General features: G+C 69.7%; 18 protein-coding genes and 1 pseudogene. 7 read left to right on the top strand and 12 right to left on the bottom strand.

Annotation, left to right across the window (positions count from 1 at the left end):
- The 5 genes from ACFPIJ_RS00480 to ACFPIJ_RS00460 form a co-directional block, all read left to right on the top strand.
- Positions 1 to 205, top strand: a 205-nt coding sequence (locus tag ACFPIJ_RS00480) for a 2Fe-2S iron-sulfur cluster-binding protein (protein WP_380112499.1), incomplete at its 5' end; no start/stop codon positions are given.
- Between the two features lie 22 nt (positions 206 to 227).
- The gene (locus ACFPIJ_RS00475) at positions 228 to 1,373 is read left to right on the top strand and encodes a fatty acid desaturase family protein (protein WP_380112498.1); all 1,146 of its coding nucleotides are present in this window, start codon (positions 228 to 230) and stop codon (positions 1,371 to 1,373) included.
- Between the two features lie 282 nt (positions 1,374 to 1,655).
- Complete coding sequence (locus tag ACFPIJ_RS00470; protein ID WP_380112497.1) at positions 1,656 to 2,663, top strand: Acg family FMN-binding oxidoreductase; 1,008 nt, start codon at positions 1,656 to 1,658, stop codon at positions 2,661 to 2,663.
- Between the two features lie 351 nt (positions 2,664 to 3,014).
- Positions 3,015 to 3,530, top strand: a complete 516-nt coding sequence (locus tag ACFPIJ_RS00465; RefSeq protein ID WP_380112496.1) for a fatty acid desaturase family protein — start codon at positions 3,015 to 3,017, stop codon at positions 3,528 to 3,530.
- A gap of 35 nt (positions 3,531 to 3,565) precedes the next feature.
- Positions 3,566 to 4,105, top strand: a complete 540-nt coding sequence (locus tag ACFPIJ_RS00460) for an inorganic diphosphatase (RefSeq protein WP_380112495.1) — start codon at positions 3,566 to 3,568, stop codon at positions 4,103 to 4,105.
- Between the two features lie 74 nt (positions 4,106 to 4,179).
- On the opposite strand, the gene ACFPIJ_RS00455 is transcribed toward ACFPIJ_RS00460, so the two are convergent.
- From ACFPIJ_RS00455 to ACFPIJ_RS00430, 6 genes are all read right to left on the bottom strand, one after another.
- Positions 4,180 to 4,848, bottom strand: a complete 669-nt coding sequence (locus ACFPIJ_RS00455) for a BON domain-containing protein (protein WP_380112494.1) — start codon at positions 4,846 to 4,848, stop codon at positions 4,180 to 4,182.
- 84 nt (positions 4,849 to 4,932) lie between these two features.
- Positions 4,933 to 5,406, bottom strand: a complete 474-nt coding sequence (locus ACFPIJ_RS00450) for a hypothetical protein (RefSeq protein ID WP_380112493.1) — start codon at positions 5,404 to 5,406, stop codon at positions 4,933 to 4,935.
- Complete coding sequence (locus ACFPIJ_RS00445; protein WP_380112492.1) at positions 5,384 to 5,518, bottom strand: hypothetical protein; 135 nt, start codon at positions 5,516 to 5,518, stop codon at positions 5,384 to 5,386. The genes ACFPIJ_RS00450 and ACFPIJ_RS00445 overlap by 23 nt, the downstream gene beginning before the upstream one ends.
- Before the next feature lie 359 nt (positions 5,519 to 5,877).
- Positions 5,878 to 6,591 (bottom strand): DUF998 domain-containing protein, encoded by a 714-nt coding sequence (locus ACFPIJ_RS00440; RefSeq protein WP_380112491.1) that lies wholly within the window; start codon positions 6,589 to 6,591, stop codon positions 5,878 to 5,880.
- 3 nt (positions 6,592 to 6,594) lie between these two features.
- Entirely contained in the window at positions 6,595 to 7,452 is an 858-nt protein-coding gene (locus ACFPIJ_RS00435; protein ID WP_380112490.1) for an SDR family NAD(P)-dependent oxidoreductase, read from the bottom strand.
- Entirely contained in the window at positions 7,449 to 8,102 is a 654-nt protein-coding gene (locus ACFPIJ_RS00430; RefSeq protein ID WP_380112489.1) for a DUF4386 domain-containing protein, read from the bottom strand. Before ACFPIJ_RS00430 ends, ACFPIJ_RS00435 begins: the two co-directional genes overlap by 4 nt.
- A 75-nt stretch (positions 8,103 to 8,177) precedes the next feature.
- On the opposite strand from ACFPIJ_RS00430, the gene ACFPIJ_RS00425 reads away from it, so the two are divergent.
- A complete protein-coding gene (locus ACFPIJ_RS00425; protein ID WP_380112487.1) occupies positions 8,178 to 8,666 on the top strand; it encodes a MarR family winged helix-turn-helix transcriptional regulator in 489 nt (162 codons plus the stop codon).
- Positions 8,667 to 8,812: 146 nt separating this feature from the next.
- Here ACFPIJ_RS00425 and istA read toward each other — a convergent pair.
- Positions 8,813 to 9,783 (bottom strand): annotated as a pseudogene (gene istA / locus ACFPIJ_RS00420) (IS21 family transposase); the annotation flags it as partial.
- A gap of 376 nt (positions 9,784 to 10,159) precedes the next feature.
- On the opposite strand from istA, the gene ACFPIJ_RS00415 reads away from it, so the two are divergent.
- Positions 10,160 to 10,852, top strand: a complete 693-nt coding sequence (locus ACFPIJ_RS00415; RefSeq protein WP_380112486.1) for a hypothetical protein — start codon at positions 10,160 to 10,162, stop codon at positions 10,850 to 10,852.
- 75 nt (positions 10,853 to 10,927) lie between these two features.
- Here ACFPIJ_RS00415 and ACFPIJ_RS00410 read toward each other — a convergent pair whose 3' ends face one another.
- The 5 genes from ACFPIJ_RS00410 to ACFPIJ_RS00390 all read right to left on the bottom strand — a co-directional run bounded on the left by ACFPIJ_RS00410 (position 10,928) and on the right by ACFPIJ_RS00390 (position 20,243).
- Positions 10,928 to 11,341 carry an MscL family protein gene (locus ACFPIJ_RS00410; RefSeq protein ID WP_380112485.1) on the bottom strand — a complete coding sequence of 138 codons (414 nt, stop codon included), beginning with the start codon at positions 11,339 to 11,341 and terminating at the stop codon, positions 10,928 to 10,930.
- Positions 11,342 to 12,079: 738 nt separating this feature from the next.
- Complete coding sequence (locus tag ACFPIJ_RS00405; RefSeq protein ID WP_380112484.1) at positions 12,080 to 15,160, bottom strand: hypothetical protein; 3,081 nt, start codon at positions 15,158 to 15,160, stop codon at positions 12,080 to 12,082.
- Between the two features lie 299 nt (positions 15,161 to 15,459).
- Positions 15,460 to 15,756 (bottom strand): hypothetical protein, encoded by a 297-nt coding sequence (locus ACFPIJ_RS00400; RefSeq protein ID WP_380112483.1) that lies wholly within the window; start codon positions 15,754 to 15,756, stop codon positions 15,460 to 15,462.
- Between the two features lie 75 nt (positions 15,757 to 15,831).
- Complete coding sequence (locus tag ACFPIJ_RS00395; RefSeq protein ID WP_380112482.1) at positions 15,832 to 18,213, bottom strand: galactose-binding domain-containing protein; 2,382 nt, start codon at positions 18,211 to 18,213, stop codon at positions 15,832 to 15,834.
- Positions 18,214 to 18,608: 395 nt separating this feature from the next.
- Positions 18,609 to 20,243 carry an AfsR/SARP family transcriptional regulator gene (locus ACFPIJ_RS00390; protein ID WP_380112480.1) on the bottom strand — a complete coding sequence of 545 codons (1,635 nt, stop codon included), beginning with the start codon at positions 20,241 to 20,243 and terminating at the stop codon, positions 18,609 to 18,611.
- Positions 20,244 to 20,334: the final 91 nt, after the last annotated feature.

The following is a 20,334-nucleotide window of genomic DNA, read 5'->3' as shown; positions in this document are numbered from 1 at the left end:
CGCCACCCCGCTGCTGGTCGCCGGCGAGAACGCCGGTGTGCTCATGCCCAGCGGCTGCCGCACGGGCATCTGCTACAGCTGCGCGGCCCGGCTGCGTGTAGGCCGGGTACGCGACCTGCGCGCAGGTCATGAACACGGCGACGAAGGAGAACTGGTCCAGACCTGTGTATCGGCGGCCGCCGGCCCCGTCGAGATCGACCTGTAAACGACCCGTAGGAGACCAGGCAATGACTGCAACCGCGCCCGTGTCCGCGACCGCCCACCTGTCCGAGGTCGACATCAAAGAGATCGGCCGCGAACTCGACCAGCTCCGAGATGCGGTGACCGCCAGCCTCGGCGACGGCGACGCCCGCTACATCCGCCGGGTCATCACGGTCCAGCGGGGCCTGGAAGTCGGCGGCCGGATACTGCTGATGGCCTCGATCCTGCCGCCGGCCTGGCTGGCCGGCACAACGTGTCTGGCCGTCGCGAAGATCCTGGAGAACATGGAGATCGGCCACAACGTCCTGCACGGACAGTGGGACTGGATGCGCGACCCTGAGATCCACTCCACCACCTGGGAATGGGACTCCGCGACGCCGGCCGACATGTGGAAGCACTCGCACAACTTCGTGCACCACACCTACACCAACATCCTCGGCAAGGATCGCGACATCGGCTACGCCATCCTGCGGGTCAACCCCGAGCAGCCATGGCACCCGGTCTACCTCGCCCAACCCGTCTACAACGCGATCCTCGCGGCGTTCTTCGAGTGGGGCATCGCGTTCTACGACGTCGAGCTCGAACGGGTCTGGCGCGGCGAGAAGAGCTGGGCCGAGGCGCTGACCCAGCTCCGCGGCGTCCTGCGCAAGTCCGCCCGCCAGGTCGTCAAGGACTACGTGGCGTACCCGTTGCTCGCGGGTCCGGCGTTCCTACCCACACTGCTCGGCAACTTCGCCGCGAACGTCACCCGCAACGTCTGGTCGCACGCGGTCATCTTCTGCGGCCACTTCCCGGACGGCTCCGAGGTCTTCACCGAAGAGCAACTCGACGACGAAACCCGCGGCGAGTGGTACATCCGCCAACTGCTCGGCTCGTCCAACATCGATGGCAGCCCGCTGCTGCACATCATGACCGGCAACCTCAGCCACCAGATCGAACACCACCTGTTCCCCGACCTGCCCAGCAACCGCTACGCCGAGATCGCGCCCAAGGTCCGTGACCTCTGCCAGCGCTACGGCCTGCGATACAACACCGGCTCACTGGTCCGTCAAACCGCCAACGTCTGGAAGAACATCTTCCGCCTGGCACTGCCTGGGCCAAAACCCCGGCCGGCTGACCACGAGGCCGCCTCCGACACCTCAACGGTTCGTGCGGCCGCGACGGGCCGGTGACGGACGACAAGGGCTTGGTCGAACGCGACGAGCTCCTCAAACGGCTTGCCAGTCGCCAGCCTACGCCGGCAACCCGGTCACCGCTTCGGCGTCGCGGGCGTCTTCCGCGGAAAGCAGGCAGATCGCGACCGACAAGGCGCCGAACGGATCGGCCAGCGCGTACCGTTGAGCTCGGGGCCGGGTTGTCGAGTGTCAACACGACGGTCGGCGTTTACGTCGGCGATCCCATCCGTTCGGACCTTGGGGTAACGACCAGCCACCGCCACCCCCGGAGGCACCACCATGAGTGAGATGCAGCAACCGGCGTCGTTGCCGGCTGGGGATGTGTTGTATGAGGCGGCCCGCGTGGCGTGTCTGGCCCCGTCGATCGAGAACTCCCAGCCGTGGCGTTGGCGCATCCGCGGCAACACCCTCGAGCTGTACGCGGATCGTTCCCGCCAGTTGACCGCCACCGATCCGCAGGGTCGGTTGATGATCGTCAGCTGCGGCGCGGTTCTGCACCATGCCACCGTCGTGCTCGCCGTCCTCGGGGCCGCGGCCACCGTCGAACGGATCGATGACCCAGCCGACCCGGACCTGCTCGCCAGACTGACACTTACCGGCCCGCACCAGGTGACAGCCGAAGACATGCGCCTGCATCATGCTTTGCGCACGCGTTGCACCGATCGACGCCCGTTCCTGGGCGTCCGGCCGCTACCGGACGAGGTGATAGACCTGCTGCGGCACACCACCGAACCGTTCGAGGTCAGCACCCATGCGTTCGACCCGTCGCAGGTGGGCTTCCTCGCGCTCGCCGCACGGTTGGCGGCGACAGTCGAGCAACGCGACGCCGGCTACCAGGACGAGATCGCCACCTGGACGACCCGTCATGTCCCAGCGACCCGCGACGGTGTGCCGGTGACGGCGGCCGTCCCGAAGGTGACACGGACCGGGCCGGCACGCAACTTCGCTCCCGGCGCGATGCCGGGTCTGGCTCCCGGGCCCGGCGACGACCGGTACACGACCTGCCTGGCGTTCGCGACCGCACAGGACACCAGGGCGGACTGGCTGCGCACCGGGGAGGCGGTCAGCGCGGTCCTGCTCACCGCCACAACCATCGGGCTGGCGTCGTCGGCGATGAGCGATGTGGTCGAGGTCCCCGGTGCGCGGACGGTACTACGCGGGGCGGTCGCACCAGCCGGGTACCCACAACTGACGGTCCGGCTCGGCGTCAACGAGAGCGCGCCCGCGGTACCGCCGCCACCGCGCCGCCCATGCGACGAGGTCATCGAAGTCATCGCGGCGAGTTGAGCCTGAGCCGCTGCCCTCGCTACGCCGTTCGACGATCTGATCGACTGGCAGCCGTGGTGCGTGTGGCGCACCCCGTTCGGTCGCTTCGATCGATCCAAACCGCAGGACGAGGTAGGGGCGGCCGACGACACCGTTGTGGCGTCGAACCCTGGAAGTGCTGACGTCGAGATCGACGAATGCCCGCACAAGCAGGACCATCGCCTGGTGTGGTGAACGGCGAAACAGCAATGGTCGGCCCGGACCCTGGGCGACGCATCATCGGCACGATCACGATGCGCACCGGAAAGGTCCACCATGGCAACACTGGCGGCATCGACCATCCAACCCCGTCGCGACAATGACGCACTGCGTGTGGCGGCACCCGGCAGCGACTACGCCAACTTGCTGCGCCAGGTCAAGGCCGCCGGCCTGCTGCAGCGGCGACACGGCTACTACCTGACGACGATCGCGGTAACCGGCGGACTCTACATCGCGGCGTGGACCGTCTTCGCCCTGCTGGGCGACTCGTGGTGGCAGCTCACGGTCGCTGCGTTCCTCGCCGTGATATTCACCCAGATCGGCTTCCCCGGCCACGACGCCGGGCACCGGCAGATCTTCCGCTCGAAACACGCCAACGACCTGGCCGACCGTGGTCCGTCGGCGGTGCATGTCTCGGTCACCGGGGTCTCGAGTGCCAAGAGTGAACTCTACGCCTGCAACACGAGAACGACGCGATGCCCCGTCGACGTTCCTGACGACCCCGGCGATCTCAGCGTCACGGGTTTGCCGGGGGAGTGGAGGTGCCAGTCGCGGTACCGTCAGAAGCGCCGTCGCGGCGCGCCGACGGTCAGCGGATCCGGCCGCAGCGTCGCACGACTTCCCGGGTGAGTCGGTGGTCGCGAAGCACGCGAGGGGCGGAGCGTATGGAGTTCGACGTGACAGTCGAGAGTCCCAAGGGCACTCGCAACAAGTATGAGGTGGATCGCCGCACCGGTCGGATCCGGTTGGACCGCACATTGTTCACTTCCACCCAGTATCCGGAGGACTACGGCTTCGTCGAGGACACCCTCGGCGAGGACGGCGAGCCGCTGGACGCGCTCGTGCTGGTGCGGGAGCCCACTTTTCCGGGCTGTCAGATCCGGTGCCGGGCGTTCGGCATGGTCCGGATGCGCGACGTCAAAGGCCCGGACCCGAAGGTGCTGTGCGTCCCGACCGCCGACCCGCGCCTGGCATACCTGGTGGACCTTCCCGATCTGGAACCGTTCCACAAGCTGGAGATCGAACACTTCTTCGAGATCTACCAGGATCTCGAACCGGGCAAGACCGTCGACGCCGAGCGTGGCGTCTGGGCCGACCGCGCCGAGGCGGAGGCGGAGGTCACCCGATCCCGCCATCGTGCCGTCCGCGCCGCAGGCCGGCCCGAAGACGGGACCGGAACCGAGGGGACCGCAGCGCGCCGCTGAGACCAGCGTCGTCGCGCGGAGACAGCGAACGGCTGCGGGCGCGGATGCGCTCGCAGCCGTTGATCACAGCCGGGTCAGGACGCGACGTGCAGTTCGTTCCGCACGCTCGTCACGCCGGCGGCACTCCAGGCGGATCGCTCCGCCTCGCGCAGCTCCGACCACGACCCGACGCTGCCGTGCAGCGTCAGCTCGGATCCGTCGAGGTCGATCGTGATCCACCGCGGGTTCAGCATGGCGTTGCGTCGTATCGCGGCCTCGACCGCTGCCTTGGTGTCGGCGGTCGACGGCTGCGACTCGAGCGAGATCTCGTTGCTGATCTGCGTCACGCCCTTGAGGTACATGACCGCCCGCGCTGCGGCGTTGCGCTGGTACTCCCATGTCACCTCACCCGAGAGGGTGACCTTGCGGTCGCGAACATGTGCGGTGACCGCGTTCGGCGGGACGTCGACGGCCCACGCAAGGATCTGGCTGGCGGCCTGCGCGATGTCCTGATCGTTGACGCCGGAGGTGATCGGAGCGCGGACGGACGTCTTGTTGGTGACATTCTTGACGCCGCCGACCCGCATGGCGGCGTGCTTCGCCGCGAGCCGCTCCGGCAGGCTGGCGACCTCGCCGGACAACGTCACCGTTCCGTCGTTGACCTGCACTTCGACGCCGGTTTCGTCGACGCTCGGGGTGTATTGCAGTTCCTCGATTACGGCGGTCTTCAGCTCCTGGTCGGTCTTGTGCGGTGCCTGTGCCACAAGCCCACGATGTCCCACATCCGGAGTGGGCGCCAGTCCAATTTGGTCCATATTGCCAAGATCTTTTGTGGTCCGCGAGAAATGCTACAGTTTATAGCAAGATAGGCGTTTTGGACGTTCAACAGTCCCACCGGGAACGTACAACGGGCTGTTGTGGCGCGGCGGCGCGAAGTCTCGCGATCGCGCGGGCGTCACCATGCCCGTCGTCCCGCCAGGGAACACGCGGACCGCGCGGGCGCCCAGATCCGCGGCGAGCCCGGCCTCGGCGAGCAGATCGCTCACGCACTGCTCGTCGGAGACCTGGCCGCTGGCGACCTTGACGTAGGACGCAATGCACAGCGTGGCCAGGCCGCCCAGAATCTCAACGGCTGCTTGCCGCCCGGTGGCGGACAGTCCGATGTGGACGGGCTCATCCGGAGCCGAGCGGAGCTCGAGGCCGTGCCAGCCGGTACGCAGCGCGAGCGCGGCGACCTCGCTCAGCGGCGCAGCTGTCTTCCGCTCCCGGTTGGACGTCTTCCGGCCACGACACGTACCGCTATTCGTCCGTGCCCGTGGCATCACCCCGCACATCGGTCACGGCCCCGGACTCGGTGAACACCGCTGGTGTGTCGTACGCACCATCGCCTTGCTCCACGCGCTCAAGAAGCTTCGCCTGCGTGCTGAACGCCACGCCGACATCCACCGATCACTGATCAGCCGTGCCTGCTCGATGATCTGCCTCCGCCAGCGCATTCTGAACTGAGTTCCGAGACGCGGCGTCTACCAGGCCAGTGCACTTGCCGGTTCCGCTTCGTCAGTTATCCCGAATCGACGTACCTGCTCGGCCGCTGACAACTCACCAGCTAGCGCCATGAGCATGATCAGAGTCGGCAGCCCCCATGCGTCACCGGCATTGATCGGCTGCGGCGGCAAAGAGCTGGGCGGCGCGGTGGGGGCGGCGGAGACCCCTGGCTCAGGGGCGTGAGGAATGACGAAGTTGACGTTGGTGAGGCGGGACTGTCCAATGGGGAATCCTGGCCGCGAAAAGGATCATTGTGTGGCTCTGGTCCGATCGGCGTCCCGGCCGCGGCTGGCGTGTCGCCACAGCCACCATCCAGTCACGGTGTACCAGGCGAAGGTCGCGACCGCGAGTATCCGGTTGACCAGGCCGCCGATTCCGGCTTCCTCCAAGGGTGAGGCGGGGTTGAGCGCGACGAAGGTGAGAAGCACCAGGGCGACCGCGGTCAGCCCGGTCCAGGTGGAATAGCGGGACAGGCTGCGCCATCCAGGCACGCGACGAAACTGACGACCTAGGTAGAAGGCGGCCGCTACGGCGGAGACGATGACAACCAGGAACCCGAGGAGGAAGTGGAGCATCTCCGTCGGAGGAGCGGCTGGAAACAGGACAGCTCCCAGCATGCCGATGCCCGTTGTTGCGATCATGATGGCTCCCCACGTCGCGCGACCTCCGATGAGCTCGGACATCACGCGCCGGAATCCAACAGCGAAGGCGATGAGCAGGGTGCCGAACAGCAGGAAGTTGGCATTCTGGATCCATGCCATGTCCCCGACCCCCAGGTCACTGACCGCGCTGGCCATGGCCGAGTATCCGGGGCGGAGCCAGCCGGCGACGGTGAAGGTGACGACGAATAAGACAGGACCCACGACGCCTGCCGCGAGAAGAACCCGCGTGGTGATGTCTTGATGTTGGCCGGTGTTGGGGCTTGGCCGTTCGCGGCGTGGCGACGTGATTTCGGGTGGCATGGGTTACTCCTTGCGAGTGGGTTCGGAGGCGTTCGGGGGCCGGTCGACGATGTGGCGCGGTGCGGTGAGGTCGACGGCGGTTTGCCAGGCGCGGGTTTGCAGCGCCGGGTCGCGCAGCCGCTGTGGAAGAGACTTGGCTGTTTCGTCGCTTTCGTAGAACTGGCCGGTTCCGGTGGGGTGCAGGGCGAGCAGTGCGGGGGTGCGGGCAGCCTTCTCGGGTGAGGCGCGGCGCTGGATCATGCGGACCAGCGGCCAGATGTACCGCCAGGCCGGGACGGCTTCTGGGGTGAGTGCCTGTACGCCTGGCGTCCAGGCCATGCCTGGGTTAACCGCGTTGACCGTGGCGCGGTCGGTCAGCTGCCGGGCGAGGCTCATCGTGGCGAGCAGGTTCAGTTGCTTCGCCCGGGCATAGGCGCTGATCGCCGTGTACCTGGCCGGTTCGGTGAACGGGTCGCCGGGGTGCATGGTGAAGGCGCTCGATACGACCTGGACTATGCGGGCGTCTGCGGTGAGCGTCGGCAGCAGAGCCTGGGTCAGGACAATCGGACCGAGGTAGTTCAGTGCGAGGGTGGCCTCGTGGCCCTCCGCGGTGACGGTCCGTTGCGTGAACGCCGCGCCACCCACATTGTTGACCAGGACATCCAAGTGCGGCGCTAGCTCACGCACTCGCTCGGCCAGGTGGAGATTGCCGGCGATCGTCGCGTGGTCGGCGGGCAGGAAGGATGCGCCCAGATCCGCTGCGGCGGCTGCGCCGCGTGGCTGGTCGCGGCCGGTGATCAGGACGGTCAGTCCGGCAGAGCGGAGCTTCGCGGCGATCTGCCGACCGATGCCGGCGGTCCCGCCGGTCACCAACGCGATCATGACTCGCTCGCGGTCGTGGTGCGGCGGCTGGTGGGCAGCAGCAGACTGACGGCGATCAGCCAGATGATGCCGCCGAAGCGGGCGATTGGAAGGGTGGGCGCGGCATCGAGCGTCAGCAGGGTCAGTGTTGACAGCTCGGCGATCAGAGCCAGGACCAGGCCGGCGATCGCGACGGGCCGGGACATGCGCAGCAGCAGCATCGGGACGCTGACCCCGGCCAGCAGGAGCCCGAAGAACGTCACGAACCCGGGTCCGCCGGTCACGAAGGCGAGGTCCCGCAGCGCCGAGGCCAGGGGTGCGCTGTCTGCTGTCCGGGAGGCGACCCAGCCGATCAGGCCGGACAGCGCCCCGAATCCGCTGGCGAGCACCCCACCGGCAAGGGCGATCGCCGAGCCCGGCGCGGTGATGCCCAACGCCCGCAGCCGCCGGTACGCCGCGGCGCTCCAGATGGCAAGCGGGACAGCGGCGCCGAGGGCCAGAAACGCCGACAGTCGCATTGTCGAAGCGTGGTCCTGCAGGTAGGCAAGCACCTCGGAGTCGGGCACGTCCGGGCGGGGAACACCTGCGGCGGTAGCGATGCCGGCGATGGTCAGGGCGGTGAAGGCCACGGCGGGGACGATCAGCGGCGGGCCGGATTGAGGTCGAGACATGACGACTCCCTAATTGATATACACTAGGCAACGATATACGAACGTATATCGTTTCTCAAGTGCTACGATCCGTTTGTGTCAGAGACGGGTGACGGACCGGGCAGGTCCTCGGGCGGGGTCGCTTTCCTGCTCGCACAACTGGGCGCGCATGCCGCTGCGTTATTTGCCGAGCGCATCGCCCGCCTGGACCTGACGCCTGCGCAGGCCGGGCTCCTTCGCATGATCGCGGTCACGCCAGGGCTGAGCCAGCAGGCATACGCCAAACGGCTGGGCACGCCGCCCAGCCGTTTCGTCATCCTCGTCGACGCCATGCAGGACCGCGGCTTGATCGAACGCCGGCCCGGTCAGCCCGACCGCCGTTCCTACGCCCTGCACCTGACCGAAGCCGGTCAGCATCTGCTGCGGCAGCTAGGCGCTGTCGGTAAAGCCCACGACGACGACCTGTGCGCCGCGCTCACCCTAGAAGAACGCGTCACCCTGCGGGAGCTGCTCACGCGCGTGGCCCAGCAGCAGAACCTCACCGCCGGTGTCCACCCCGGATACCGGCAACCCTCAGACACGTAAGGACGCCGCAACGCGCTTGTACTGACGACTCGGGCACTAATGGTTCGAATCACCATAAACGGCGTGGTGGCGGTGGGGTGCGTTCGGTGGCGGCGCGGCCTTGGTTGAGGTAGCGCACGAGGAGGCTGGCGCTGCCGGTGTGGCCCTGCCCTCGGGTCGACGCTGTAGTCGTTGGCGTCGACGCGCACGTAGTAGTCCCGGCCGAGGCGGACCCGGCCGGTCAGCCCGATCGCCGGTGACATGGGCGGCAGGGCCACCATCGCGGCCCGGTCGACGGGCCACAGATCTATCGGCCGGGCGCCGATCGCGCGCAGATGCCGCACATCCGCCCGCTCGGCCAACCACTGGCTGATCTGGGTGTTGAAGTCCAACGGTGACGTGAACGTGCGCCCGGGCAGGAACGACGTCTCGAAGAACCCGTTGCGTCGCTCCACCAGGCCTTTGGACTCCGGGTCCCGCGGCGGGGCCAGCCTGATCCGGACGCCGAGGGTCCCGGCGAACGAGGCGGCCTCAACCGTCAACCGGCCGGTCCCGCCGATCGCGGACTCCCGATCCCACAACAGCGTGCGCGGGCAGGCACCCCAGTCGGCGATGACCTCCCACATCCCGGCCAGGATGTCCCCGCCCCGCCCCGCCGCGACGGGATCATCACCGCGTCGGTGATCCGAGAGTGCCCGCAGGTCATAGCGAGGACCGGCAACACCCGCTGCTGGCCGGCGCCCACCGGCACCGGCAGCGGCGGGAACCACAGGTCGCACTGCGCCACCTCGCCCGGTGCGTAGCTGATCCGGTCCGCCGGGTCCACCCCGACGAACAACGGCCGCAGCTCACGCACCCGGTCCTTGAGCACCGTCAACGACCGGGTCCACCCGATCCGCTCCGCGATCACCGTCGCCGGCATCGTCGGCCACTCCGCTAACAACGACCGGATCCGGGCATCCACCGCGTCCACCGCCGAACCCCGCGGCGCCCGCTGATACTTCGGCGGCCGATCCGACGCCAACGCCCGCGCCACCGTGTTCCGCGAAATCCTCAAACGCCGGGCAATCGCCGCCTGACTCACACCCTCAGACCGATGCAGCCGACGGATCTCGGCCCAGTCCTCCACGCTGATCACACCCCAAGCCGTACCCGGGAATGGACCCGTGGTTCGGCACGCCGGACCCTGAGGTCATGTCCATGTTGACCCGCCAGATCACCATCGAGGCGCCCACCGCCGCGGTGTGGGATCTCGTCAGGCGCCGCTTCGCCCGCATCGGGGACTGCGCCCACCGCGATCCCGGCGTCGACGGTGATCGTGTCCACCCCCGTCCGGGGCGGTACCGACCCGGCTACCGGCCACCTGCCCGCCGAAGACGACGGTCTCGGCGCGACCACGGGCGCTTCCGGCCGGAACGGGCTGCTCGTGTGGTAACGGTCGGAGGTGTCAAGCTGGGTGGGTGGGTGGTCGCCGTCGGTGGCGTTTCCCGGCGCGTCGCAGTGTGCGGTCTCGCATGCTGTTTCGGTATTCGGTGGCCCCGCTGGGGTGGCGGTTGCCGAAGCCGGTGACGCGTGCGGCGTGGGCGGCGTGGGCCGACGACGACTCGAACCTGCGGCAAGAGATGTTGCGTGATGCGCAGTGGCAGGCGCGGGCGCGTGGTGCGCCGTCGACGTTGGTCACGCTGCCGAGCGGTGACCCGACCGTGCCCGGCTACGACACCCCGGACATGGATGCGCAACCGGAAGGATCGACCGAGCGGGCGCGGCGGCGTCGGATGCTCGCGGACCGGGTGTACGCGGAGATGCTCGCCACCCCGCTGGGCCGGGGCTATCGCGGCAGCGCCCTGCTGATGTCCACGTCGCTGCCGTCGTCGGTGGAGGAGGCACCGGGGGCGTTGACGGCGCTGCGGAAGACGCCGGCGGTCGTGGCGAACGCGCGGCGCGGGGAGGTGCGGTCGGACTCTGGTCCAGGCGGGCTCCTGATGCGGGTGCACGGCCCGACCTGGAGCCTGGTGTTCCGGCTCACCCCATACCTGCGGCCGGTGCTGGTGTTCGTGGACGAGGTGCCGGAGTTCTGCTGGCAGGTCGACGACGATGCCGACGCACGCGACCTGATCACAGACATGGTCAACGGGGTGATCCGCGCGTTGAGCCGCTACGACATCCGAGGCGGCGACAAATACCCGGACAGATTGCGGCTTACCTGATCAGACGGGTACGGCCGCAGACCTGACGGCGCCTGCTCGGCGGGATAGCGGCCGTGGCCGATGCTTTGGTGTGGGTCAGGTGGCGAGGTCGGTGGTGCAGTGCGGGCACCGGATCGCGTCAACGGCCAAGTCGTTGAGCTTGCAGCTTGGGCAGGTCTTGGTCGGTGGCGGGTCACCGAAGACGGTCTTGCCGCGCTTGCGCATGTAGGCCCGGTAGGGCACCACGATCAGAAAGTAGATCACGGCCATGAAGATGACGAAGTAGACGAGCGCACCGATGAACGCACCGAGGTCGATCCGCTGGCCGTTCACCGTCCAACCGATTCCCTTCCCGGCCGACCCCCCGCCCGCTATCGCGTTGATCAGGGGTGTGATGACGCTGTCGGTGAAGGCCTTGATCAAGGTACTGAAGGCTAAAGCAACGACCAGGCCCACTGCGACAACGATCAGGTCGCCTTGCATAAAGAAGTTCTTGAAGCCTTTCAGCATCCGCATTCCAGGTGTCGATGTATGACGAAATCCCGCAGGGGCTCCTGCATCGTTGGTGTCCAGCGCCGCACCGCAGGCACGCACCAAGCGCGGACCCGCCCGTCGCTGCACCTTCTCTACCAAGTCGCCGCGGACATAAACCGGCCCCGGCACGCCGAACCGCAGGCGGCACGCACAGCTCCCGCCAGCTGGCAGCTCCGAGGTGGCGGCGCGACGCGGCGAAGATCTTCAGCGGCCTCGAGGGTGAACGTCTCGCCGCCCATGAGCTTGCCTCGACGACAGCGACCACTACGCCGACACCCTCCGCCTGCTGGAACCCGCCTACCTACGGGCGACCACGCCGGAAGCTGGGTCCGGATTCGGCGGCACCGCCGAACAGTGGCGTGCCAGCCGAGTAATGATCGTCGACGGTATCGACCGCGACGGCACGTTCCTCGACCTCGGATGCGCCAACGGCCTGCTCATGGAATCGGTGCATTGGTGGGCAGCCGAGCGAGGACTGCACGTCGAGCCGTACGGCGTCGACCCCGGCCCTCGGCTCGTCGCGGCAGCCCGTCTCCGTGACCTGTGGATCCTGCTCGGGGCGGCTGCGACGAGCACCGCGTTCGGTGCCGGGCTCGGCACCACTGGCGTGTGGCTCATCACCGGGCACTACCAGTGGCCGGACGCGGCGGTGTGGCTGTCCCGCAACACCGCCAGCGTCCTGCTCATCGGTCGGTCGGCTGCGCCTCGGTCCGATCAGCGCCACCACGCAGCTGTTTGGAGGACCGCCGCGATGAACGGGTCGTGGCTGGTGGCACCGGAGACGACGACCGGCGCGAGCTCGGCGAGGGCGGCGAGCGCGATCTCGCGGTCCGGCGCGTCGAGGGCGGCGCGGAGCACACCGACCCACGCCGCGATGGTCGCCGAACCTGGGGTAGAGCGGGTCGCCCGGGCGACCGCGGCCATCGTGTCCGCGTCCGGCGCCAAGGCCGCGCAGCGCGGGAGCAATGCGGGTGGCAGATGTGCGGCGAGCCGAGCGACGGCCGTGCCGCGGGCGTGGCTGGACGTGATGGACTGCGCCACGGCCAGCGCCGGGTCATGCAGCTCAGTCGGCAGGAGCGGGCCGAGCCGGCGCAGCGCGCGCCCACGGTCGTACTCGTCCTGGATGTCCCGGGCGGCGTCGAGCGCCGCGGCGACGGCGCCGGCGCGTTCGCCGTCCGGCAGGTACGGCACGAGCCGGGCCAGTGCCTGGGACCGCCGTTGCGGGTCGCCGATTAGGCAGGCGGCCCGCCACGCCTGTGCGAGCACCGCGGCCCGTTCGTCCTGGGCGGCGCCCGAGTCCGGCCGGCCGCCGCGAACGGCCCGGGGCACTGCATCGGCCGATGGGTGGGCAGCGAGCGCGGTAAGCGCCAGTGCCCGGTCCGGCGGGTCGACGACGGCGGCCGCGGCGGCGATCACCTGGTGGCGCCGGGCGGCGGGCAGGTACGGCGCCAGCCCGGCGATCGCCCGCGCGCGGGCCCTCTCGCTCGTGGTGGCGAGGGCGGCGCCGGTCGCGCGGTCGAGCTGTTCGGGCGAAAGGTACCGTGCGAGGCCGGCGAAGCCCCAGCCGCGCCAGTACTGTCCGCCCGGCTCGACGAGCAGGTCGAGCGCCCGGGCGACGGCGACGGCACGGGCGTCGCCGGGCAGGAACCGGGCCACCGCGACGACCGTTCGCACCAGCCCCTCCTGATGCGGCGTCGCCATGACGGCGGCGAGCAGCTCGCGGCGGCGCAGCCCGGCCGGCAGGTGCGGGGCGAGTCCGCGCAGGGCCTGACCCCACGCGTCGCGGTACCCCGGAGCGGCGGACACCAAGGCCAGGGCGTGCCGCAGCAGGCAGGCCGGCAGGTGCGGCGCCAGCCCGGCCAGGCTTCTGCCGCTGTGGTCGTGCTCGAAGTGAGCGACGGCATCGTCGAGGGCACCCGCCCGCACGGCGGCCCGTGACCCGGCGGGCAGGTGCGGCAGCAGACCGGTCAGGCCCGACGTCCGCGCCCAGCGGGCGTCGAGGGCGGCGGCGACCGCCACCGCCCGGCCGAGCTGATCGCCGGAGGCGTGCGGGGCCAGCCGGGTCAGCGCCGAGGCCCGGGCATTCGCGCGGTTCGGCGCCGACGCCATGTACCGGCCCTGCTCCAGGCTGATCGTGCCGATCGTGTCGAGGGCCGCGTCCAGCGCGGCCACACGGGCCGCCCCCGGAGGGAGCGCGGCGGCCAGCCCGGTGAGCGCCCGGGCCCGCCACGCGTCGTCCCGGATGGCGTCCGCCGCCGCCACGGCCAGGACGAGGACCGACCGGCGGCGCCCGGCCTGCATACGCCGGGCGACCGCGACCCACGCCTCGATACGCGCCGAGGCTTCCGGCAGGGCCGGCACTGCATCCAGCGCGCGGCCGAGCTGGTCCTCGGGCAGGTGCGGCACGAGCGCCAGCAGCGCCGGGCCGCGCTCGGACGGGTTGCCGATCGACAGCACGGCCGCCAGCGCGCGGTCGAGCTGCGCGTGCGCCAGGTGTCCGGCCAGGGCAGCGACGGCCTCGGCCCGCCGGTGCGGCCGCTCGACGGCAAGGGCGGCGTCGAGTGCCCGGCGCCGGGTGGCGCCGCGGACCGCCTCGGGCAGGTGCGGCAGCAGCGCGGTGAGCGCCCGGGCCCGCGGGTCCGGTCCGGTGAGCGCCTTGGCGCCGGCGAGGGCGTGCGGGAGCAGGCGCGCCGGAAGCCGCGGGGCGAGCGCGGCCAGTAGAGACGCCCGCGCGTCCTCCAGCGGGAGCCACAGCGCGTACTCGAGCACCGGGGCCACCCGATCGGCGGGAAGGTGTGATGCCAACGCCCCCAGCACCTCCGCCGTCCGGTGCGGCAGCGGCGTGTCGGCCGCGGCGGCGAGGGCCCGCTGGAACTGCTCTGCGGACAGGTACGGCGCGAGCGCGGCCAGGCCCGTGCAGAGGTGGTAGGGGTCGTGGAAGGTGACGGCGGCGGCCAGGCCCCGCTCAACGATCCCGGGGCGCCGGCCGGCCGGCAGGTACGGCAGCAGCGCCATCCACCCGTCGAATCGATCCACGTCGTCCTCCGCCATGGCGTCGACGGCGTCGAGCGCCCGCTCGACCTGCTCCGGTGCCAGGTGCGCGACGAGCCGGCCGAGCGCCCGCGTCCGGCTTTCCTCGTCCGTCAGTCCCAGCGTCGAGTCCAGGGCCGCGGTGACGACGTCCGCCCGCCGGCCGGCCGGCACGTGGGGCAGCAGGTCGACGGCGGCGTCGATGTGCCAGTACCCGTCGCAGCCTTCCCGCAGCGCGGCGATCGCGTCCGCGACGAGCTCCTCGTGCCAGGACGGCGGCAGGATCGTGAGGAGTTCGACGGCCCGCAGCATCCGGTCACCCCCGGGGGCGCGGACGCGGGCCAGCGCCTGCTCCGGGGTCCAGAGGCCGTCGGCGACGAGCAGCCGGACCAGGTCGCCCGAGACGCGCCCGCGCCGGCTGCGCACGCTCGCCGCGACCAGGCCGAACAACACCTCGTCGGCCAGGTGGGCGGCGTGCCGACGGGCCAGCGCCACGTCGGCGAGGAAACCGTCAGCCGACCCGTGCGTCTCGTGGGCTCGGAACCAGACGTTGACCGGGCCGGCATCCGTCTCGGCCGACGTGAGCAGCAGCGCGCGTAATTCCGGCTGGCGGCCGGCGGCGGCCAGGTCCGTGGCCAGCCGGCGCAGCGGCGCCCGGTCGTCGACGCCGGCCAGCAGCGGGTCGGCGGCGAGCGCGGGCAGGCCGGCGTCCAGGCCGCCGAACAGGGCGAGGTAGCCGTCGGCAGAGAAGATCGGACCCGGCACGTCGATCATGATGGCGGGTCGGGTCAACCCCCCCGGACGGGGCCGTCGGAGCGCCGCGATGAGCGCGGCCACCGCGAGGTGTTCAGCGGTGTGACGGCCAGGCCCGGAGGTTGCCGATCCGCAACGCCACGGTCCTGGGGGCCGGCAGGGCGGCCACGGTGATCCGCCAGTGGCGGGCCGTGGTCTCGACCACGGTCCAGCCGGCCGATGACCGCCATCGCGTTTGGCGCCGCGCAGTGCGCGGACCTCCGTCGCGAGTCGTTCCCGGATCCGCCTGACCGCCGTCTTGCTCGGCTTGATCAGCAGCTCGCCGCGTTGATAACGGCGGACGTTGAACCCAGGAAGTCGAAGCCGCGTTCGAGGGCGACGATGGTCGTCTTGTCCTCGTTGAAAGAATGGCCCCTCGGTGTCAGCCATGCGGTGAGCTGTTCCTTGACCTGCTGCGCCTGCGCCTGGCTGTGGCAGCACACAAGAAGATCGTCGGTGCATCTGAACTTGGATGAGGTTCGTAGGTCGAGCTTCCGAAGCAAGGGCGGGAACGGCGCCCGGCTGAAGGGCCGGGCGGCCTCGCCGGCGAGTGCCTTGGGCCGGCACACCGGCAGGTCCAGGACGAATGGCCTGGACCTGCCGGGTGCGCAGTCCGTGTGTTGGTCGATGGCCGCTCGCCGGCGTCAGGAGGCGTACACCTCGAACTCGGAGACCTGGCTGGCGGGCCAGGCGGTGTTGGCGGTGAAGTTGAGCCGGACGTAGCGGGTGGCGGTGGCGGTGAACGTGATGCTGGTGGTGTTGGCGCTCGGGCTGAAGGTGTAGCCGGCGGACGCTTTGAGCGTGGTGAAGCTTGCGCCGTCCGTGCTGCCCGTCACCGAGAGTGTCTGGGTACGCGCACCCCACGACGCCGGCAATTTCAGCACGATCCGCCCGATCGAGGTCGCCGAGCCGAGGTCGACCTGCAACCACTGCGGGAAGGCGTTGTTCGCAGACTCCCAGTAGGTGTCCTGGTTGCCGTCCACGGCGTTGCCGGAGCCGTAGGCCTGCGTGTGGCTGCTCTCCGATGTGGACTTCCCGCGGGCCAGGTTGGTGTTGGGCGCCGGGTCGGTCGTGACGGTGACGCCGTTCGAGGCGGCAGAGGTGTTGCCTGCCGCGTCCTGGGCGGTGACGGTGAAGGTATACGACGTTGACGGGTTCAGACCGGTGACGTTGAACGACGTGGCGGCGGTCGTCCCGACGACGGCACTGCCCTGGCGTACCTGGTAGCCGGTGACACCGACGTTGTCGGTGGAGGCCGTCCAGGACAGCGAGACGCTGCTGGAGGTCTTCCCGGTCGAGGTGAGGTTGGCGGGCGCAGCTGGCGGCTGGGTGTCGCCGCCGGTCGCCGGGCCATAGACTTCCAGCTCCGACAGCTGCCCGGCGGGCCAGCCGGTGTTGGCGGTGAAGGTGACCCGGACGTAGCGGGCGTTGGCCTGGGCGAAGTTGAGGGTGGCCGTGTTGGCGCTGCCCGAGTTGAAGCCGACGCCACCGGAGTTCACCACGGTGGTGAACCCGCCGCCGTCGACGCTCGTCTGCACCGCCAGCGTCTGCGTGCGTGAGCCCCATGATGCCGGCAGTTTCAGCACCGCCTTGTTCACCGCGACCACCGACCCGAGATCGACCTGCACCCATTGCGGGAAGGCGTTGTTCGCCGACTCCCAGTAGCTGTCCTGAGAGCCATCGGTGGCGTTGGCCGACGTGAACGTCTGGTTTTGGCTGCTTGCCTGCGTCGGCTTGAACAGCGCGAGGTTCCCGGTCGGGGGTGGTGTCGTTCCGCCGTTGGGTTGGGTCGGGCGGGTGGCGGTCAGCGGGGTCAGGCCCTTGAACATGCGCCCGCCGTCGTTGGTGATGCGCAGGTAGTAGTCCGAGGAGCAGGCCACGCCGTCGGCGTCCAGCGCGGGGTAGCCGAAGTTCGTCGGCTGCATGGATGCGTTCTCGGCGGTCTTGGCGATCTGGTTCCCCTCGTTGAACTCGTCGAACATCGACACGTAGAGGCCTTGCGCGCCGAGGCGGGTCATGTTGTAGATGTGCCGCCAGTAGAAATCGCCGTGGGCGCGAGCGCCGACGGACAGGGTGCCGGGCATGACGCAGGGCAGGTAGTCGATGCCGCGGGCATTGCAGTCGGCCTGGTCACCGACGTTGACGTTGTTGTAATACGAGTCCAGTTCCCCGACGTTGTTCGCTCGGGTCACCATCCACGGCGAGATCGCGTGGAACGCGTGGTAGACGTCCAGGAAGCCTGGCCGTGAGTCGTTGATGCCGGCCCGCCACCATGTCGGTACTCCGCCGATGACATAGCAGCCCTGTGCCTTGAACCAGTTCACAACGTCTAGGCAGGGGGCGGGTGTGAACGGGCGGGAGGGTTCGCTGAACCCGAAGCCCCAGATGCAAACGACTGGCTTGCCGTTCTGGCGCGCGTACGCGGGTGAGGACGTGTACGCCGACATCTTGTTGGTCCAGTCGGTCTTGATCTCCGACTGCATGTTGGTCCAGTCGGTGACGTCATACATGATGTAGAACTTGCGTCCGTAGGCCTCCGCTGCGGAACGGACCTTTGCTGCCATGGCGTCGCGGGTCGGGCCTTCGCCGCCGAACGGGTTGAACCGCTGCAGCGCGGCCGTGTCGCAGCCGTAGTCACGCATCCACTTGAAGTGTGTGTCGACGGTTTGCTGGTCGTAGGAGGAGAACAGCTGGGCGGGCTGACCGTTGCCGAGGTTGGCGTACGCGGTCGTGTAGCCCTTGGTGAACTCTCGCATGTCCGGCCACGACACGATCGTCGTGTTGGACGGCGACGGCGGCGTGTTGTTGTTCTGGCTCCAGTGCCACCACGCGTTGATCGGTGCGCCATCACCCGGGCAGGCGAACCAGCCCTGGTAACCAACACTGATCTTGCCAACCACGTCACCGGGCGGGCTCGCCGCGAACGCCGCCGACGTCCACGCGGAGACCAGCTCGCCGGTGGAGACCGCGGCGAGGGCGGTGCCGGACGCGACCGAGGCGACGAACTTCCGACGTGAGATTGACATATGGACACTCCTCTCATCTACCTGGCCGGTCATACTTCCACCTGCCGACACATCGCTGCAATAGTTAGGCCAAATGACCGCAACAATCGGATGCTACGACGCAAGCCTGCACGTGCAGGGTGAAAGGCCGCTGCGAGGATCGGTCACGACATGCCAAGAGAGCCGATCCTGCTGCTGGTCATCGCGGCCGTCGTCGGCGGTTTCATGATGTTCCTGTACTCCGGCCTGCTGACCCTGATCAATCGCAGGATCCTGCCCGCGCCGATCCGGGTCCGGGGTGTGGGCCTCGTCGCGCTCGTCTGGTCGATCGCACTGTTCGGGGTGCTGTCGGCGCTGACTTTCCGCGATCAGATCGGCAAGCTCTTCGACTGGGCAGCGACGTGGCGCCACCGGTGTCAGGCCGCGGGCCGGTACGAGATGCGCAGGTCACCGCAGGACAGCGCGCGGAAGCGGTGGCGCTCGGTGACGAGCTCCGCGGCGATCCGGTCGAGGGGCACGTCGGGGGCGCTGGCCAGCCGGGCCGCCACGATGCGCAGCGCGAGCGGCAGGCCACCGCACAGCTCGACGAGCGTCTGCAGCGAAGGGTTGGATGCCGAGCGGATGCCCGTGCCCGAGATCGTGGCCAGCAGACGGATCGCGTCGTCGTCGCCCAGCGGCGCCACCTCGACGTGCGCGGTCGCGTCCAGCGCCGCGAGCTTCCGTGCGCTGGTGACGATGGCGGCGCTGCCGCTCGTCGCACTGAGCAGCGGCCGCACCTGTGCCTCGTCGGTGGCGTTGTCCAGCAGGACGAGTAATCGCCGGTCCGCCGACGCGGAACGGAACCGGGCCGCCGCCTCCTCGACGTCGCTGGGCACCTGGCCCGCCGGGGTGCCCAGGGCCCGCAGGAACCAGCCGAGCACCTGTGCCGCGCCCGCCGTGCGCAGGTCGGCGTACAGCTGACCGTCGGGGAACACCGGGATCAGCTCCGTCGCGGCCCGGATCGCGACCGCCGACGCGCCGGCGCCGCTCGGCCCGTGGATCGCCACGACGGTCGGCATCCCCGCCGGCACGCCGGCCGGCATCCCCGCCCGCATCCCCGTCCGCATCTCTGACGGCTTCCCGGCCGGCACCGCGCCCTCGCCGCAGCGCGACGCGACGGTGGCGACGACGGAGGCGACCTCCCGGTCCCGCCCGATCAGCGTCGGTGCCGTGACCGGCAGTTCCCGCGGCGTCCAGATGGTGACCACGGGCCGTGGCGCGCCGGCCGGCCGTCGCAGCGCCCGCGGGTGGGCGACCGGCCCGCCCAGCGCCGGGTCCCGGGCCAGCACGGCCTGGTGCAGCTGGACCAGGTCCGGCCCGGGTTCGACGCCGAGATCCTCGATCAGCACGGTACGGGCGCGCTGGAACGCGGTCAGGGCGGCGCCGACGTCACCGACCCGGTACAGCGCCAGCACCAGATGCCCCCAGAGCCGTTCCCGCAACGGGTGGCTCTCGGTCAGCTGGCGCAGGTCGGCGATCAGGTCCGCGTCGCCGTGCGTCTGCTGCCGCGCGTTGATCCACTCTTCGACGACCACGAGGCGCTGCTCGTCCAGCGCGGACAGCCGCCGGTCGAGGTACCTGGAGCGCGGCACGTCCTCACCCGCCGCGCCGTGCCACAGGTCCAGCGCGTCCCGGAAGTACGTCGCTGCCCGGTCGGCCTTGCCGTCGGCGAGTGCGGCGTGGCCGGCGCCGGCCAGGTTCGCGAAGACGGCCGTGTCCAGCTCGTCGTCGTCGACCTCGATCAGGTATCCGGGGGTCCGGCCGTGCACCCGGGGGCGCCGCCACCCGTCGATGATCGTGCCGCGCAGCCGGGAGGCGTACGTGCGGATGTTGGAGACGGCCGAGTTGGGCGGTTCGCCGTCCCACAGCACCTCGAGGAGCCGTTCCATCGGCACGACATGGCCCCGGTCGAGCAGCAACGCCACCAGCAGCGCCCGTTGTTTGCCGGGTCCGAGCGGCAGGGACTCCGCGCCGCATCGCACTGTAACCGGTCCGAGCAGCTGAAATTTCACGAACGCTCCCCGTATACAGACAGATGGTCGTCATGGACTTGCACGACATCGTTCAATATCTGCTGCAAAGTTCGCAAAATAGCGAGCGATT

The organism is Dactylosporangium cerinum (genome assembly GCF_042653625.1).
Taxonomy (GTDB): Bacteria; Actinomycetota; Actinomycetes; order Mycobacteriales; family Micromonosporaceae; genus Dactylosporangium; species Dactylosporangium cerinum.
The sequence above is the reverse complement of the archived record's forward strand: the minus strand, read 5'-3'. Positions and strand labels throughout refer to the sequence as shown.

Bases quoted from the DNA above. Each gene is read 5' to 3' on its own strand.
- ACFPIJ_RS00475 (WP_380112498.1), top strand. From the start codon at position 228: ATGACTGCAACCGCGCCCGTGTCCGCGACCGCCCACCTGTCCGAGGTC.
- ACFPIJ_RS00470 (WP_380112497.1), top strand. From the start codon at position 1,656: ATGAGTGAGATGCAGCAACCGGCGTCGTTGCCGGCTGGGGATGTGTTG.
- ACFPIJ_RS00460 (WP_380112495.1), top strand. From the start codon at position 3,566: ATGGAGTTCGACGTGACAGTCGAGAGTCCCAAGGGCACTCGCAACAAG.
- ACFPIJ_RS00450 (WP_380112493.1), bottom strand. From the start codon at position 5,406: ATGCCACGGGCACGGACGAATAGCGGTACGTGTCGTGGCCGGAAGACG.
- ACFPIJ_RS00440 (WP_380112491.1), bottom strand. From the start codon at position 6,591: ATGCCACCCGAAATCACGTCGCCACGCCGCGAACGGCCAAGCCCCAAC.
- ACFPIJ_RS00435 (WP_380112490.1), bottom strand. From the start codon at position 7,452: ATGATCGCGTTGGTGACCGGCGGGACCGCCGGCATCGGTCGGCAGATC.
- ACFPIJ_RS00430 (WP_380112489.1), bottom strand. From the start codon at position 8,102: ATGTCTCGACCTCAATCCGGCCCGCCGCTGATCGTCCCCGCCGTGGCC.
- ACFPIJ_RS00415 (WP_380112486.1), top strand. From the start codon at position 10,160: ATGCTGTTTCGGTATTCGGTGGCCCCGCTGGGGTGGCGGTTGCCGAAG.
- ACFPIJ_RS00410 (WP_380112485.1), bottom strand. From the start codon at position 11,341: ATGCTGAAAGGCTTCAAGAACTTCTTTATGCAAGGCGACCTGATCGTT.
- ACFPIJ_RS00395 (WP_380112482.1), bottom strand. From the start codon at position 18,213: ATGTCAATCTCACGTCGGAAGTTCGTCGCCTCGGTCGCGTCCGGCACC.